Here is a 15,049-nt window from a genome sequence, read left to right on the forward strand (position 1 = left end):
TAGTTTCACAAAAAAAATCGACTATTCAGCCGATCTTGTTCAACTAAAGCATGTTTAGTTGTATAAGTTTTGAATTATTATTTAATCTATTTCTAAAAAATAGAAAACTAACTTTTATAAGCCAAATAAACTGGATGCAAGTCCCGAGGATAAGTTTTATTCCACAATTATACCTTTATATTGAAATTCAGCTGAATACATTCCACGTTGCACATGCACTTGTAAATAATACGAACCTTTGCCTTTTTTTGTGTCGAGCTTCTCAATCTGCGTACCATCTCCAGGAATAGAGTAAACGATCTTGCTGTTAACCAACTTATCTTCTTTATACATTAAAATAGCCACTTCCGCTGTTTGATCAGAAAAATTTACAAGGTGGATTTCAACCGGCTGGTTACCATGAAGTACACCGTCAGCTACGTTAAACCTAATATGAGTATTTTCATATGATTCTTTATGAATTGGCAACGGTTGTTTTGTTTCTTTTTTTTCAACTGAACCGACAGTTGAGTTAGGTTTGGTTTTTGCATTTACTTTATTAATTTCTTCCTTTCCACAGCCAGTAAGGGAAAGACTAGCAATCAATCCTAAAACTAATAATCTATTTCTATTCATAATTCTACACTCCAATGTATTAACACAATCAGGTACTTTGAGTAACTTAATTTTAATAGTTTTTAATTATATCTTATCACTATTTTTTATCTACTTGTTCAAATAATTTAGTGTTTAGTGCAATAGGAGCTAAATTTCTCAGTGTTCCATGGTGTTGTACAACTAATGCATGCGTTAGCCATCCATGAATCCTCAGATTCACAACAGTGAATGGAAGTTTATATCGTACTCCCATAGTAGTTGAATAAGGAAGTTTAAATCACATATCTAAAAAGTACTTAACTTAATACCACTTCTTTACCAAAGTGATTCTTCTCTATTAATAAATGAAAATAAAAACGGCAAAAAAATTAAATAGGTTAAACCAGTGATTCCCAAAATCAGAACTGATACCTTTAATGGAACAGAAATTACTTGTAAAACAAAAACATCATTTCTGTTTTATTTTAATAAATATCGGATGAAATCCTTGATGATTATAGGATAAAGAATAAGTAAATAAAATAACATCAAAAAGTAATTTGATTTAATAATTTCTTTAAAAGTCATTTTATTCTTGAATCCATTTTAAAAAAGTTTTAACAAAATAAGTAATTGTAAATAACAACAAGATAACATCTATCAATATCGACCAAAGCATAATAACACCTCCGTTAATAGAACAAATCGTATTAGTTAAATTATAACTAACCTAACAGCTTTAGTAATTTGTGGGATTTTTATATTTTATATAAAAAAATCGACTAAACAGCCGATCATTTTGTACAACTAAAGCATGCGTTAGTTGAATAAGGAAAACCTTATTTTCTATATTTAATTTGAAAATCTTCAAATTGATCTTTATATTTTTGAATTCTCTTTGCATCATTTTTTGAATTTAAAAAAGGTTTTCTTTTTCCTATAACCATAATATCTTTATCGTCAATGGGATCTTCTAAAACTATATAGGGCTTAAAATAATCACATTTAGTATTAGGTAATAGAACAGATAGCCTTGCATATTCTTCCGTTGGAAACTGATTTGAAATTTCTAATATTTGTAGATTTTTTAGAAATGCAACCGGTTCTAATGATTCATCATTTGTTTTAATATTTGATAAACCAAGGTATTTAAGATTATTAAGTTTACTAAGATCATTAAGGTTATCTAATTTCAAAGAATTCCACATACCACCGGATAAATTCAAGTACTCCAAATCTAGATTATTATTTAATGAACTTAAGTTACTTAATTTTGAGAAATCTTCAATAAATAAACTTTTTAGTAATGGGTTTTTAGTGATATCCCATAAACTTTTTGCTTTAGTATTCCAAGAAAGAGATAGAATCTCAACTTTTTTTAAATTACTAATTAATGATAAATCCTCTACTCTCAGTTCATAAATATATAGCATTTTAGGATCAACTAATTCCAAAATAACCTCAAATTCCTTTTGATTAACTGTATATATCCATAATTTTTCTAATTCAGTAAAAAGTTTTAGTTTATGAAGATTCTTTGTTTTACCACGAATCACTAACTCTGTTAAAGTAACATCTAATCCATTCAAATCATCAATAAATTGAGGTCTTTCATTAATACTAAATATTAATTCAGGATCTTTTATGAATGACATTTCTATACTCCTAATTTTAAAATTAAAAACTACCTTTTGGTGAATAGTTTTTCAATAAATCAATAGATATAAACAACAATTAATTATACTTTAAATGAACATTATTTCCTTCTTTTCTTATGCAACTATACTGCCATTTAGTCAAATAAAAAAGACCACCGAAGCAGTCGACGTTGTACAACTAAAGCATCAGTTCGTATTATAAGGTCAACCAGTTAAATTTTCTGGTTGACCATTTTTTATATGGTTTTATGATTAAAGTAGTCGGGGCAGAACGAAGCATCAGTGGGGCTTAGACCCCGTCAACTAAACAGTTCACCCCCTACTTATAGAAACATGCTTTGGGCTGGTTGGGACAAAGATCCCGAATAACAAGCGAACCTATGACACTATAAGGGAGTATTAGGGGAACCGATAAATTTAATAGCTTTAGGAGGAGATAGTTTATGAATCCAGTAGTTGGTCTGGATGTCGCAAAAGGAGAAAGTCAAATACAAGCTTTTTTAGATAGAAAGACTCCTTTTAAAAAAAGTTTTAAGATTTCACATACAGTTGAAGGGTTTAAGCAGCTACATCAATTCTTACAGAGTATTGAAGAAAAAGCCAATACAAAACCAGTATTAATAATGGAATCGACAGGACATTACCATTCTCCAGTTATGCAGTTCTTAGATAGCTTAAATTATATTTACATCGTTATTAATCCATTAATCTCTTATCGAGCTAAAAGTTCGAGTTTAAGAAAGGTTAAGACTGATGTCATCGATGCGTACCACCTCTGCGAGCTGTATTACAAAGAAGAGTTAGAGCCACATAAAAAACGTGGTGCACAGTTACTGAACCTACGAAATTTAACGAGACAGCACGATCATTTAACGGGAATTAGTTCACAGACAAAACTACACTTTTTAGCGATTCTAGATCAAGTGTTTCCTGAATATCGAGGTGTTTTTGGCGACTTGTATTCTAATGTTTCGCTCTTAACTCTACTAGAGTTTCCTTCATCTGAAGCTGTGTTACAAGCAGGTGAAGAACAGCTAGCTAAACGAATCGCATCTTTATGTACTAGTCGTTCTAAACAATGGGCAAAGGAAAGATCTAAGCTTTTAATGACTGCGGCTGAAAAAAATCCGTTTCAAGTAAATCTTTATAGAAGCCTTATTATTTCGCTTGAGATGCATATTAAAATGGTTCTTCAATACAAAGAACATCTATCCAATTTAAAAGCAGAGATAGATGTCCTCGTAAAAGAAATTGAAGAATATACTATCATCCAATCGATTCCAGGTATCGGAAAAAAAATCGCGGCAACGATTATCTCTGAAATTGGTGAAATTGATCGGTTTGATAATCCTAAAAAACTTGTGGCTTACACTGGTGTTGACCCAAGTGTCTTTGAATCTGGTAAATTCACAGCCAGTAGAAACCGAATTACAAAACGTGGTTCTAGTCGATTGAGACATGCGTTATTTATGGCTGTTCGGTGTGCAATTCGTGATAATCGTAAGAGTAAGACAACAGACGAAATCATCCCACGAAATAAGCGAATGCGACAATTTTATGATAAAAAGCGTGAAGAAGGAAAACCATTTAGAGTAACAGTTATTGCTTGTGTGAACAAACTATTACATTGGATTTATGCCCTGTTAAAAAGCAAAACGACTTTCCAAGACCTAGCTTAAAATCTGAATCAGCTCAATTACCATAATCTTCCAATTTTTGAATAAGTGGAAGATTATTTGGCATGTCAAAAATAGTATAACATGAGTCACATATTTTTTTTATTGAAAATTATTGACAAACTATTAGCTGGTTTAGTTGCATAACAAACTCCACACTCTTCTTATTTTTTATGTAGTGGAATGATTTCACGTTTCGTTTTGTTTTTGAACTTGTATTCAACCATGACTTCTATTTTTTCATTTTTCTCAGGTTTGCTTGTCGCAATAACAAAACCCGTATCGTTTACGTTAGATACCCCTTGAGAACTACCTCCACCTGCTTCGGTTTTCCCATTGACGAGATAAGCACTGTTTAGGATAGTCGCATCATTTTTATCCCATATTTTACCCGCCAAATGGAACTCACCATCGTAAACTGTTGCACTTCCTTCTTGCGTCTCAAACAAAACTGCTTTAATATTTCCGTCTTTTGTTTTCCCTACCCATTTTGGAGACCTCAAAAAGCTAACTAAAATAATGATTAAGATAACGACTAAAATAGCTGATAAAGATAATACTTTTTTCATTTTACACCTCGAATTGCACTCAAATTTTTAAAATTATACTTTTTGGAAAATTATACCAATAAATAGGTGTTTGTAATCGAGGAATTTTACCTATTTTATTTACAAAAATTAAATTATTCTTCTTCAACTAATCTGCCATTATGTTGAATAAAAATAGAGCTGCCAAAGCAACTCTAGTAGTTCAACTAATGCAATGCGTTAGTTGAATAAGGTATTCGTTTAATCCGAAAATTCTTTGACCAAAACCTCTAATTCTTTTGCATCATAAAAGTTCCCATCACTTAGAAACTTTTCAATTTCTAACGTACCATCGTTGTCCAGGTACTGCTACTTCTACCATAATACTTTCATCTCTTGTTTTATTTAAGCGATAATATATGTTCTTTGTTTCTAATTCATTTAGAAACTCAATTAGTTCTTTTATAGTTTTCATACAGTTTTACACTTCCTTTTTATTGAACAAAAGCATGTGTTAGTTGCGTAAGTTTATTTTATTAATGAAATCAATTTCAAATTTTAAATCACTCTTTTTCGTTTCTTTATTTCCTAATATATTTGTAACTATTGGAAAACGTTTCTTGTTTTCCAAATAATGTTTTAACTCTAAAAACGTACTTAATGGGAATTCATTTTCACACCACATTTCTTTATATCCAACGATTCCAAACTCTAATAAAATAAGTTCGACTTCCCTTAGTACTTCTTTTAGAAAAACATCATAAGGACATTCTTGGTTTAATACTACTACACCATCTTCTTCATCATCTTCAAAGTAGATAAGATTAATGCGTATATTTTTATTATCTATATATTTAAAGTTCCAGTCTAATTTATCAGGTTCTGCATCCCAAAAGTAATACGAGCCACCCTCTTTATAGTCTCCTTCTGTATCAAATACTGGATGAATTACTTTTATTGCATTTAAAAGTCCACCTAATGCATCTGTAAGATAACCAGGACTAAAACTAAAACTTTGGGAATTAATCTGTATATTAAAATTTGCCCAACCAGCCCCTCGTAATTTATATTCAAACTTCATACTTTCAAACACCCTTCTAATCTATTTTGATACTAATTATATCATTCCTTATGCAACTAAACTGCCATTAGCTGAATAACCATTAATGATTATTCAGCTACTAGCAATAATTTCCTTACTACTATTTTATTTTATAAAAACCATAAAATTTACCAAAAGAGCCAAAATAAAAAGACATGAGCATCAACACTCATGTCCTTGTCTACATCTATAAATCTATCTATTTCTGTTTTTTCGATTACGTAAGAAAGCCGGAATATATGAAGTTGAATCTTCCTTCTCATTGTATCGGCCATATTCTTGTTGCTCATTATAGCGGTTGTAATCTTGTTGTTCTGTGTAACGATTATGATCTTGTCGTTCTGAGTAACGGTTATGATCTTGCTGTTCATTATATCGGCCGTAATCTTGTTGTTCATTATATCGACCATAATCTTGTTGTTCATTATATCGATTATGATCGTTTTGTTCATTGTAGCGTCCATAATTTTGCTGTTCTGTGAATCGACCAGAGTCTTGCTGATCATTATAGCGACCGTAATCTTGCTGTTGGTCTACACGATATCTCTGATCTTGTTGGAATCGTTGCTCTCTATTGTATAAGCTAGGTGCTTCTTCTATTGGTCTAGAAGGAGTTCTTACCATTTTATCTTCTTTATCCGCAAATCCTGTAGCAATAACCGTTACAATAATTTCATCTTTTAAGCTTTCGTCAATTACCGAACCGAAAATCATATTTAATTCTTCATGAGATGCAGAAGCAACGATATCTGCAGCTTCTTGTACTTCAAACAGACTTAAGTTACGTCCACCTGTAATATTCATAATTACACCATGAGCTCCATTAATAGAAGTTTCAAGTAACGGAGAGTTCAATGCCTTCTGAGCAGCGATTGTAGCGCGATCTTTACCTTTTGCAATACCGATTCCCATAAGGGCTGTCCCTTTATGAGACATGACCGTTTTCACATCAGCAAAGTCCAGATTGATTAATCCTGGTACTGCGATTAAGTCCGAAATCCCTTGAACCCCTTGTCGAAGTACATTATCCGCTTCACGGAATGCTTCGAGCATCGGTGTTTTTTTGTCAACTAGCTCCAATAATCGATCGTTTGGAATGATAATTAATGTATCAACTGCTTCTCTAAGTTCCTTAATTCCACCTTCAGCATTTGTTGCACGCTTTTTACCTTCAAATTTGAAAGGACGAGTTACTACTCCAATTGTTAAAGCACCAAGCTTTCGAGCAATTTTCGCAACTTCAGGTGCTGCCCCTGTACCTGTTCCGCCACCCATTCCAGCTGTAACGAAAACCATGTCTGCTCCTTTTAGTACTTCCTCAATTTGCGACTTACTTTCTTCTACAGCTCTTTTTCCAATTTCAGGATTTGCACCTGCTCCTAAACCACGCGTCAATGTCGCTCCAATTTGCATTGTAATTTCAGCTTTTGATTGTTTTAGTGCTTGAGCATCAGTATTAAAAGCAATGAATTCAACGCCCTCTACTCCATCTTCAATCATTCGGTTAACGGCATTATTTCCTCCGCCACCAACACCAATTACTTTTATTCTTGCAAACTGTTCTATATTTTCAAATTCAAACATGATCATTCCTCCTCGTCATACCGATTACATAATTTCACGTTTTCAAAGAACCCTTCATTTTCATTCTAAGATTTATCTTTTTATGTACGTTTTAGTAGATTAGAATTAAACAATTTACTTTAAGACATAGAATTGTCCTAATTCCCCTAACACTACTATACAAGAAAACTACCTGTTATCTTTTTGATAATTTTTCCTTAATATACCTTTAACTAAAACATGTATTTTAACATCTTAATGTAATATCTCTATCAACTTCGTAACAAACTTTCATTAAAAAGCTTGTACAATTAATATAATTCTTTTCTTTTTGATTGAATCCTTTAAGAATCTATTGATTTATGAGAAAACAAACACTACACATTTCTTTGTTAAAACATTCACAAATAATTCGTTTATTCGCACACTGCAACAAATATACTTTAGTAATATATACATGTAAAGGAAATAAATTCCACAACTATTTTAAAATAAATTTATAAAGAAGAAATTATGAAAAAATTATTTACAAGTTTAATTGTTATAGTTTCTATATTAACAAGTATTTCTATCCCGATCAAAAAGACGTATGCCTATAATACTTATGGTGTAGGTCATTATGGGCAACAGACAATATTATTTTTTAGATAGTTCATTAGGTTCAGAAAAACAAAAATTTAAAGATGCTATGAATAAATGGATCTATGGAACTATTACAACACCAATTTCTTTTAGAGAAACAACTACTAAATCATCTTCTGTTATAGATGTATATAAAAAAACATCAGTAAATAATACAGTAGCTGCTTACACATATTTTATGTATGGCAATAAAAACGTAAGTGCTTCAAAAACTGATTGGTACTGGGTAAAAATTGATATTCAATCTCTGACCTATAATAAATTAAGCGATTGGCAAAAAAGACTCGTTCATGCCCATGAAATTGGACATGCATTCGGTTTAGATCACACAAATATCTCCGGTAATTTAATGCACGCTAATGGTAACTCTTCAACTACGAATATTCCCCTAAAGGATCAATTCAATGGAATAAATTATATTTATCGATAAGGAGGAAAATAATTTGTTTAAGAAAAAAAATTTGTTTAAGATTTTTGTTATATTTTCAATATGCTTGATAATATTCTATTTTTATCAAAATCAGAAGTCTAATAAAGTAGTAGAGCCAATTCAGGGTTTAGTAAAAAATAATGATATAAAAAAAGAGTTTGATAATAACAATACTACAATATCGAGTAAGGATACAAAACTACAATCAAATAACATATCTATTAATAAAAATGATAATAATAAAGTAATTTCAAGTGCATTACTTTTTGGTGATTTTGATAGTACTGATGCATTAATGAAAGATTCTAATTTAGTCGTTAAAGGTACTGTTATCGCAACTGAACCATATGTGCATCTGGATGAGGAGAGCCATGGTACACCTTATACAAAATTAACATTTAAAATAAGGAATGTTCTATCTGGTGACAAAAAAATGAAAGGAAAAACAATAACAATCTTAGAATATGGTGGAGAAATCACAAAAAAAGATTTTGGCCTAGATGAAAAGTTTAATGATTTAACAGATACAGAATTACAAGAAAAACTTGAAATATCACTTGAAGGTATATCAAATTCAAAAGCTGGACAAAGTATTGTCGCTTTTTTAACAGATGATAAAGACACGATGGGTGCAGGTTTCAAGTTTTATTCATTTAGAGGAGAGTATAAAGGTCGATTTACTTATGATCAAAGAACCAAAAAATACAAAAGAGGTGAACCTTACCAGGTAACTAATAAGGAGAGAGAAATAGAATTAGAAATAAATAACGATGTTTCTGATTTAAGTGTTGATTTAGAAGGGTAACTTTAGAGTCTAGTTATTATAGAATGAAAAGGACTTTGAAATTACAAGTCCTTTTCATTCTATATAAATCTCACTTCAAAAGGATCTACAAATATGGACAATTTTTCAATAGATTTCAACAAGCATCTCCAATTAACAAAAGAAACGACAAAAATGATATTTGTCGTTTCAATCTTTACTATTTTTTGATTAATTCTGTTTTATCATCTTCAGTCCAATTTTGAACTCCGTCATCTTCGTCCAATTCGATAATAACGTCTGTTACACCTTTTTCTTTCATAATTTTTTCTTCTAATCGGTCTTTTATGTCATCAGCTTGAGCTACAGTTAAATTAGGGTCTAGTTCAATTTCTAATTCAACATGTAAATCTTCCCCCTCTTTTACAACCGTAAGAGCTTGAATATCTTTGACATCTGGATCTTCCATTACGATCTCACCAATCTTGTCTTCCATTTCTTCATCTGATTCACCAATTACACCTGCAGCATTATCAAGAAATACTTTTCCAACAACTAGGAACATCAAAACACCGATGATAACAGAAGCAATCCCCTCTGCTTGATGGAATGGTGTAAAGTAAGCTACGATTACAGCAATCATCGCTAATAATCCACCTAAAGTTGCAACTGTATCTTCTAAGAAAACTAATTTTGTAGCAGGTTTCGCTTTTCCTAAATTAGAAATTGCCTCGGTTACCACTCCAAAACCACTTGTTGTTATTCCCAATTCATGACTAATTTCTTTCATTGCTTTGAAAAGTACAAATGCTTCAAGCACCACCGAAACACCTAAAATAGTAAGTGTGATAGCCAGACCTGAAGAGTGAGTTGGATGAACAATATGCTGGATTCCTTCGACAATCGTTTCAAACGCCATAATTCCTACTATTAATACTGCTCCAAGTAAAACTAAATTAACGAGTCGACCAAATCCATTCGGAAACCGATCTGTTGGTGCTTTTTTACTTAAAGCTGAACCACTGAATACAAAAAGTTGGTTTGCAGTATCGGCAGCACTATGCATCATCTCAGCAAAAAGTGCAACACTTCCTGTCATACTAAACCCTATTCCTTTTATTATCGCTATTACAGCGTTCACTATAGCTGCTAATAAAGCAGATTTATTACCCTTTTTTAAAAGCTGTATAAATTCTTTCATTCTAAACTCCTCTTCACTAGTATTTTTATATTATGTATTTTTATATTTTTTATTAGCTAACACTAGAATGTACATTAATTTCTTGGTAATAACAGTTGATTTTTTACTAATTTGGAAAGATATGTAATTTAATATTAACACAGGTTCTAATCATTCTTTTGTCTACTCAACAAAAATATTTCTGTTCGACTATAATAATTTCATGAGTTGCAAATAAACTAATGTTCTTAAACGTAACGCATGAGCCACTAAAAACGAAAAAACAAATAGAAATTTAATAGATAAATGGCGATTATTATCAATGCTATTCCTATTATGAAATAAAATATCTTTTTTAAGAAAAGCTTATTTTTATTGAAAATTGAGACCCATATACTAATTAATCCTATTAATATAATTGGTACCGTAAGTAACAAAATCAACATCTACTTTCACTTCCTTAAACTTTTTTGAAACAAAAAAAGCTATCTAAAAAGACAGCTTTAAATAATTTATATGCAGTTAATGAAATGTATTAGTTCAATTTCATTTTTAAAAACCATATTTACTTCTTACTTTCCTTAAAAGATAAATGTTCTAATCTCTTTCCCATCAGTTCAGCCATTTGTTTTGAATGTGGATCTTCTTCTTTTTGTAATTTATCGATGATATTATTATAATCCTTTTCACTTCGGTTCTGACTTAATTTATATGAAGCTTGAATTTCTTCCACCTTAATCTTAAATCCAACAATGCCTTTTAGTTCACTTTCTAAAAGTTGTGGAGAAAGTTTATCCCACAATACTGGGTTTTCACGATTTTTCTCATATTTTTCTAGCATGATTGTTAATTCATCTACTAATTCATCTCTCTCTAAAATGCTTGCTTTTCCATAAACATGCACGGCTTGATAATTCCAAGTTGGAACTTCCTCAACTTCATACCAAGAAGATGAAATGTATGAGTGAGGTCCTTGAAACATAACAAGTACTTCTTCACTATTCTCAAATGTTCTCCATTGAGGATTTCCATATGCAATATGCCCAGTAATATAATAATCTTCACCTTTTTTACTTAGCCTTAGTGGTAAATGGGTCGCAATTGGTTTCCCCTGCTTTGTTGTGATAATCGTGCCAAAAGAGTTCTTTTGAACGAATTCCCAAATTTCTTCAGGATTTGTGACTTTATAATATTTTGGTATATACATAATCCAGAATCCCCCTTGTTTTTTGTTGCAAATGCAATAAAAATATCATACATTAAATCTAACTTAATTTTGTTGCATTTGCAATAAATTTTTTTAAAAATTCTAATACTTAATTTCTTAAAATTGAGGCTCAGTTAAATAAATGTTTAATTTTTGAACTTAAAAAAGTTGTCTAATTAGACAACTTTTAGGACCCTTATTAAGAATTAATTACAACCATCATCCACTTAACAGAATGAACTATATCTGCCTTTTTATTTACACTTATTCGTCAACTCGGTTATATGTTTGTTTTAAAAGTGTTATGGTTTTGTCAGTCACCTTTACCGTTAAAATGTTTGATGTCCCTTTTATTTTCAGCTTCACTTGTTTGTCGGTCGATGAGACGATTTTGTAATGTCGTTCCAATGTTTGGTTAAAAGCAGCCATTTTCGTAGTGGACCTCATAAGAACTCCGTGCTTTGTTTTTTTGTCTTCTTTAAATTCAATCTGATAATCAACATCTTCATTCGATTTCGTTGTTTTTGTGTGATAAGACCACTTTCCGAACAGTTTGTCTTCTGCAGCATGATGATTACATGCACTAAGGAAGACAACAAACGAAAAAGCTAGAACGATTTTTTTCAAGCTAGCACCTCCAAGAAATAGATTTATGATGTTCTGGCGAAGCTTGTTTCCGATTTATACTTTAGCCCCGACTACTCTTTTCTACCTAGTGTTAATTGATCCATTTCACACTCTCCCAGAGTTCAACTGTTTATAACACTATGATTTATCTTTTTCGTAATTCTTTTACAATTTGACTTAAATAATAAACTATCATAATCATGCAAATTGATACTACTAAATCCATACTCTATATCCTCCAAATCAATCGATACCATATATATTTGTAAGTTCATTTTTATTTTATCATCTAACCTAAAGGTATTAATCAATCAAAAGACTCATGAAAATCGGAATTTCTTATTTAACTAAACTGACATTTTGTTCAATAAAATACGGGCCACTTTTGTGACCCGTAATCTTCAAATATCGCACTGCCTTATTTACATAACATTATTTTATAATAAGTAAAATAATAAATTTTATAACTTCCACGTAATTCCAAGCTCTTCAAATGATCTTCTACTTTCACTTAGACCTTCTTCATCTTCTGACCCAATCATTTTTATTTCTTTTTCATTCAATACGATGTCTTTAGTCGGATTTTCAATTTTACGTTTGAAAATGGATTTTAATAGGCCTATTTGAATTTCAGACATTTCATATTCTTCTTTCCACTCATTTATAGCATTTTCCATATTATCTATTTGTCTCTCTATAAGAAAACAACCATTTTCAATAAAATCCTCATAAGTATCATTCGAGTATACGCCATCAAGATTTCCCCAAAATGCAGTTGTTATAACTGGGACTGTCTTTTCTTCAATCTCATCTAATAAATATAGAAGAGCCTCTTCTGATGCTACTTCTTTGGACTCTTCAGGAGCACCTATAAAATATTCGATAGCATTTTTGTAATCTACTGCCCTTTCGCTATGGTCATTTCTGAAAGCACCTACTAAAAAATTCGGATGAAATGTTATAGTGCCACGCGTACCAGAGCTATCTTGAACACTATAGTTAAACCCATCCCAAGATTGTTCATGAGAAATATCAGGATAATGAGCTACCATAATTGCATGGGCTATCGAAGCCAAAATACAACCTTCCCAAAGTTGATTTCTGTCCCAATTTAACTTATTCATTTATTGCATTCCCTTCACTTTTTCTATCATATTAAAACATTTTAACATATCTCTTATGTAACTTACTTGCCATTTATCCACTCATGAAGTTCAAGCGTTACACCACAACTTATGGCATTTATCTATTTATGAAGAAACTGATTTTCATAGAAGTTGAATAAGAAAATCAACAATCTACTTTAGCAAAGCCTAAATTGAAAAAGTATTTGACAAAAAAAGAGAAAAATCATTCAAGATAGACGATTTTTCTCTTTTCTGGGTAAGTATAAAAATCAACAATTGTAATGCATTTTATTCAATACTAACCTTTATTTTAATAATGCTTCATACACAGCAGTTGCTACCGCTTTATATTGTCCTGTAGCAAAGTCATCACCTGCAAATTTGTTCGGATTTGTGAGTGGATCAATTACAGGTGAATGTTTTTTATTGGTCAATAAGACAATCCCTAAATCATTATCTGGATCTATAATGGTCAGTGTGCCTACCCAACCGGTATGTCCAATCGCATTTGGACTTGCATATAATCCAAATGTAGACGACATACTCGGAGAGCCATTTCTTCTCCATCCTAAGCCATATGTTGGATTTAAATCGGAAGGTGCTGAAAACTGATCAATAGTCTTTTGATCAAATAGGTTTACTTTGCCATATCCACCTCCGTTTAACATTACTTGCAAAAGAACTGCTAAATCGCTTGTCGTCGAGAAAAGCCCTGCATGTCCGGATACGCCACCCATAGAGTAGTAGGCCTTCTCATCGTGCACTTCTCCCTGTATTGTGTATGTACGAATATTTGGGAAGGAGATGACTCCGTCACGTGAATTCCCCATTAGCTCTGTTGCTGCGAAATCTTTTGGTTTGAATCCTTTTTGTAACGGGTTAAACATTGTGTGTTTTAGACCTAATGGTTTATAAATCGTCTTTTCTACATAGTCATCTAGGCTTTGTCCAGTTACTTTCTCAATAATAAAACCGAGAATCATATAATCTACGTCACTATAAATATTTTTCGTTCCAGGTACGTATTCTAACGGTGTTTCAGCGATTTTCTCAAATGTTTCATTACGGTTTTGTGTATATAAAGAACCTGCTACAGTAGGATTGTGATATTGCGGATCAGCTGGAAAACCAGCAGTGTGGTGTAAAATATCAATTAAGCGTAGGGTATCTTTCCCTTTAATCATATCAGTTGATTTGTCTTTAAAATTTGGAAAATATGATTGTACAGTTGAATTCAAGTCTATTTTTCCTATACTAACAAGATGTTGCAAAGCGAAGTTAACTGCATACATTTTAGTGTTTGATGCCAAATCAAACATTGTATTAGTTTTCATTTTCTGAGGATGTTTCAGTGGTGACAGCCCATCGTATTTTTTTGAGTATCCATAAGCAGTGTTTTTTACGATTTTCCCATCTTTGATAATCATTAGAACTGCACCCGGAAAACCATTGTTTACATCCTGTTGGATCAATTCATCTACTTGTTTTAATTTCTCAGATGAAAATCCAACATCTTCAGGACGTTTTACTTTGCTCAAAACAGGAAAATTATCATTATGTTTAATTTGTTTCATTCCATTCACCTCTGACTGGATTGAGCTTTTCTCTGAATTTGTTTGAGCATAACTGACAGTTCCAGATGTAATGGCTAAAGCAAGCGTTAGCATTGATGTTACAATACTACGAGTTATTCGAGTCAAATAAGTTCTCCTCCTATTTAGATGATTATTCAAACTTACACTATTCTATTTGTTAGAAATTTCGATTCAATTACCGAAAATAAATTTCGATTTTTTTCTATTATAAATTGAAACAAAATTCCAACTATTCAAAGTATAAATTCGAGATTCGTAGTTTGTAAAGTCCGATTAATCGATCACTAAAGTGGGGATTTCTAAAGTACTACCTAACTGAACGAGGTTCTTCAAAGTATCGATTCTATAGTATGATTCAAAATCTATTGAAGCGATC

Annotated in this window: 13 protein-coding genes and 1 pseudogene; 3 read left to right on the top strand and 11 right to left on the bottom strand. The window is 31.6% G+C overall.

The window, feature by feature from the left end; translation table 11 throughout:
* Positions 1-156 precede the first annotated feature (156 nt).
* Both AB1282_RS24305 and AB1282_RS24310 read right to left on the bottom strand, forming a co-directional pair.
* Positions 157-615 (bottom strand): hypothetical protein, encoded by a 459-nt coding sequence (locus AB1282_RS24305; protein WP_429900853.1) that lies wholly within the window; start codon positions 613-615, stop codon positions 157-159.
* A gap of 800 nt (positions 616-1,415) precedes the next feature.
* Positions 1,416-2,231, bottom strand: a complete 816-nt coding sequence (locus AB1282_RS24310; RefSeq protein ID WP_429900855.1) for a leucine-rich repeat domain-containing protein — start codon at positions 2,229-2,231, stop codon at positions 1,416-1,418.
* A gap of 446 nt (positions 2,232-2,677) precedes the next feature.
* Between AB1282_RS24310 and AB1282_RS24315 the strand changes: the two genes are divergently transcribed.
* Positions 2,678-3,913 (top strand): IS110 family transposase, encoded by a 1,236-nt coding sequence (locus AB1282_RS24315; RefSeq protein WP_429899390.1) that lies wholly within the window; start codon positions 2,678-2,680, stop codon positions 3,911-3,913.
* Between the two features lie 161 nt (positions 3,914-4,074).
* On the opposite strand, the gene AB1282_RS24320 is transcribed toward AB1282_RS24315, so the two are convergent.
* From AB1282_RS24320 to ftsZ, 4 genes and pseudogenes are all read right to left on the bottom strand, one after another.
* Complete coding sequence (locus tag AB1282_RS24320; protein WP_429900857.1) at positions 4,075-4,479, bottom strand: hypothetical protein; 405 nt, start codon at positions 4,477-4,479, stop codon at positions 4,075-4,077.
* A 292-nt stretch (positions 4,480-4,771) separates the two neighbouring features.
* Positions 4,772-4,912, bottom strand: a complete 141-nt coding sequence (locus tag AB1282_RS24325; protein WP_286131720.1) for a hypothetical protein — start codon at positions 4,910-4,912, stop codon at positions 4,772-4,774.
* Positions 4,913-4,951: 39 nt separating this feature from the next.
* Positions 4,952-5,518, bottom strand: coding sequence for a hypothetical protein (locus tag AB1282_RS24330; RefSeq protein ID WP_056473063.1), 567 nt, complete (start codon positions 5,516-5,518; stop codon positions 4,952-4,954).
* A 540-nt stretch (positions 5,519-6,058) separates the two neighbouring features.
* Positions 6,059-7,123 (bottom strand): annotated as a pseudogene (gene ftsZ / locus AB1282_RS24335) (cell division protein FtsZ); the annotation flags it as partial.
* A 598-nt stretch (positions 7,124-7,721) separates the two neighbouring features.
* Here ftsZ and AB1282_RS24340 point away from each other — a divergent pair.
* Complete coding sequence (locus tag AB1282_RS24340; protein WP_429900859.1) at positions 7,722-8,174, top strand: matrixin family metalloprotease; 453 nt, start codon at positions 7,722-7,724, stop codon at positions 8,172-8,174.
* A gap of 13 nt (positions 8,175-8,187) precedes the next feature.
* On the top strand, positions 8,188-8,979 hold the full coding sequence (locus AB1282_RS24345; RefSeq protein WP_429900861.1) for a hypothetical protein: 792 nt from the start codon (positions 8,188-8,190) through the stop codon (positions 8,977-8,979).
* 178 nt (positions 8,980-9,157) lie between these two features.
* Here AB1282_RS24345 and AB1282_RS24350 read toward each other — a convergent pair whose 3' ends face one another.
* The 5 genes from AB1282_RS24350 to pbp4b all read right to left on the bottom strand — a co-directional run bounded on the left by AB1282_RS24350 (position 9,158) and on the right by pbp4b (position 14,652).
* Positions 9,158-10,138, bottom strand: a complete 981-nt coding sequence (locus AB1282_RS24350) for a cation diffusion facilitator family transporter (protein WP_056473055.1) — start codon at positions 10,136-10,138, stop codon at positions 9,158-9,160.
* 544 nt (positions 10,139-10,682) lie between these two features.
* Positions 10,683-11,324, bottom strand: coding sequence for an FMN-binding negative transcriptional regulator (locus tag AB1282_RS24355; protein ID WP_056473053.1), 642 nt, complete (start codon positions 11,322-11,324; stop codon positions 10,683-10,685).
* 264 nt (positions 11,325-11,588) lie between these two features.
* Positions 11,589-11,951, bottom strand: a complete 363-nt coding sequence (locus AB1282_RS24360; protein WP_056473050.1) for a lipoprotein — start codon at positions 11,949-11,951, stop codon at positions 11,589-11,591.
* Between the two features lie 461 nt (positions 11,952-12,412).
* Positions 12,413-13,075, bottom strand: coding sequence for a hypothetical protein (locus tag AB1282_RS24365; RefSeq protein ID WP_056473047.1), 663 nt, complete (start codon positions 13,073-13,075; stop codon positions 12,413-12,415).
* A gap of 308 nt (positions 13,076-13,383) precedes the next feature.
* Positions 13,384-14,652, bottom strand: coding sequence for a penicillin binding protein PBP4B (pbp4b, locus tag AB1282_RS24370; RefSeq protein ID WP_286131722.1), 1,269 nt, complete (start codon positions 14,650-14,652; stop codon positions 13,384-13,386).
* Between the last annotated feature and the right edge of the window lie 397 nt (positions 14,653-15,049).

The sequence above is a fragment of the Gottfriedia sp. S16(2024) genome (assembly GCF_050473765.1).
GTDB lineage: Bacteria > Bacillota > Bacilli > Bacillales > Bacillaceae_G > Gottfriedia.

Bases quoted from the DNA above. Each gene is read 5' to 3' on its own strand.
- AB1282_RS24305 (WP_429900853.1), bottom strand. From the start codon at position 615: ATGAATAGAAATAGATTATTAGTTTTAGGATTGATTGCTAGTCTTTCC.
- AB1282_RS24355 (WP_056473053.1), bottom strand. From the start codon at position 11,324: ATGTATATACCAAAATATTATAAAGTCACAAATCCTGAAGAAATTTGG.
- AB1282_RS24325 (WP_286131720.1), bottom strand. From the start codon at position 4,912: ATGAAAACTATAAAAGAACTAATTGAGTTTCTAAATGAATTAGAAACA.
- AB1282_RS24350 (WP_056473055.1), bottom strand. From the start codon at position 10,138: ATGAAAGAATTTATACAGCTTTTAAAAAAGGGTAATAAATCTGCTTTA.
- AB1282_RS24315 (WP_429899390.1), top strand. From the start codon at position 2,678: ATGAATCCAGTAGTTGGTCTGGATGTCGCAAAAGGAGAAAGTCAAATA.
- AB1282_RS24330 (WP_056473063.1), bottom strand. From the start codon at position 5,518: ATGAAGTTTGAATATAAATTACGAGGGGCTGGTTGGGCAAATTTTAAT.
- AB1282_RS24340 (WP_429900859.1), top strand. From the start codon at position 7,722: ATGGGCAACAGACAATATTATTTTTTAGATAGTTCATTAGGTTCAGAA.
- AB1282_RS24365 (WP_056473047.1), bottom strand. From the start codon at position 13,075: ATGAATAAGTTAAATTGGGACAGAAATCAACTTTGGGAAGGTTGTATT.
- AB1282_RS24310 (WP_429900855.1), bottom strand. From the start codon at position 2,231: ATGTCATTCATAAAAGATCCTGAATTAATATTTAGTATTAATGAAAGA.
- pbp4b (WP_286131722.1), bottom strand. From the start codon at position 14,652: ATGAAACAAATTAAACATAATGATAATTTTCCTGTTTTGAGCAAAGTA.
- AB1282_RS24320 (WP_429900857.1), bottom strand. From the start codon at position 4,479: ATGAAAAAAGTATTATCTTTATCAGCTATTTTAGTCGTTATCTTAATC.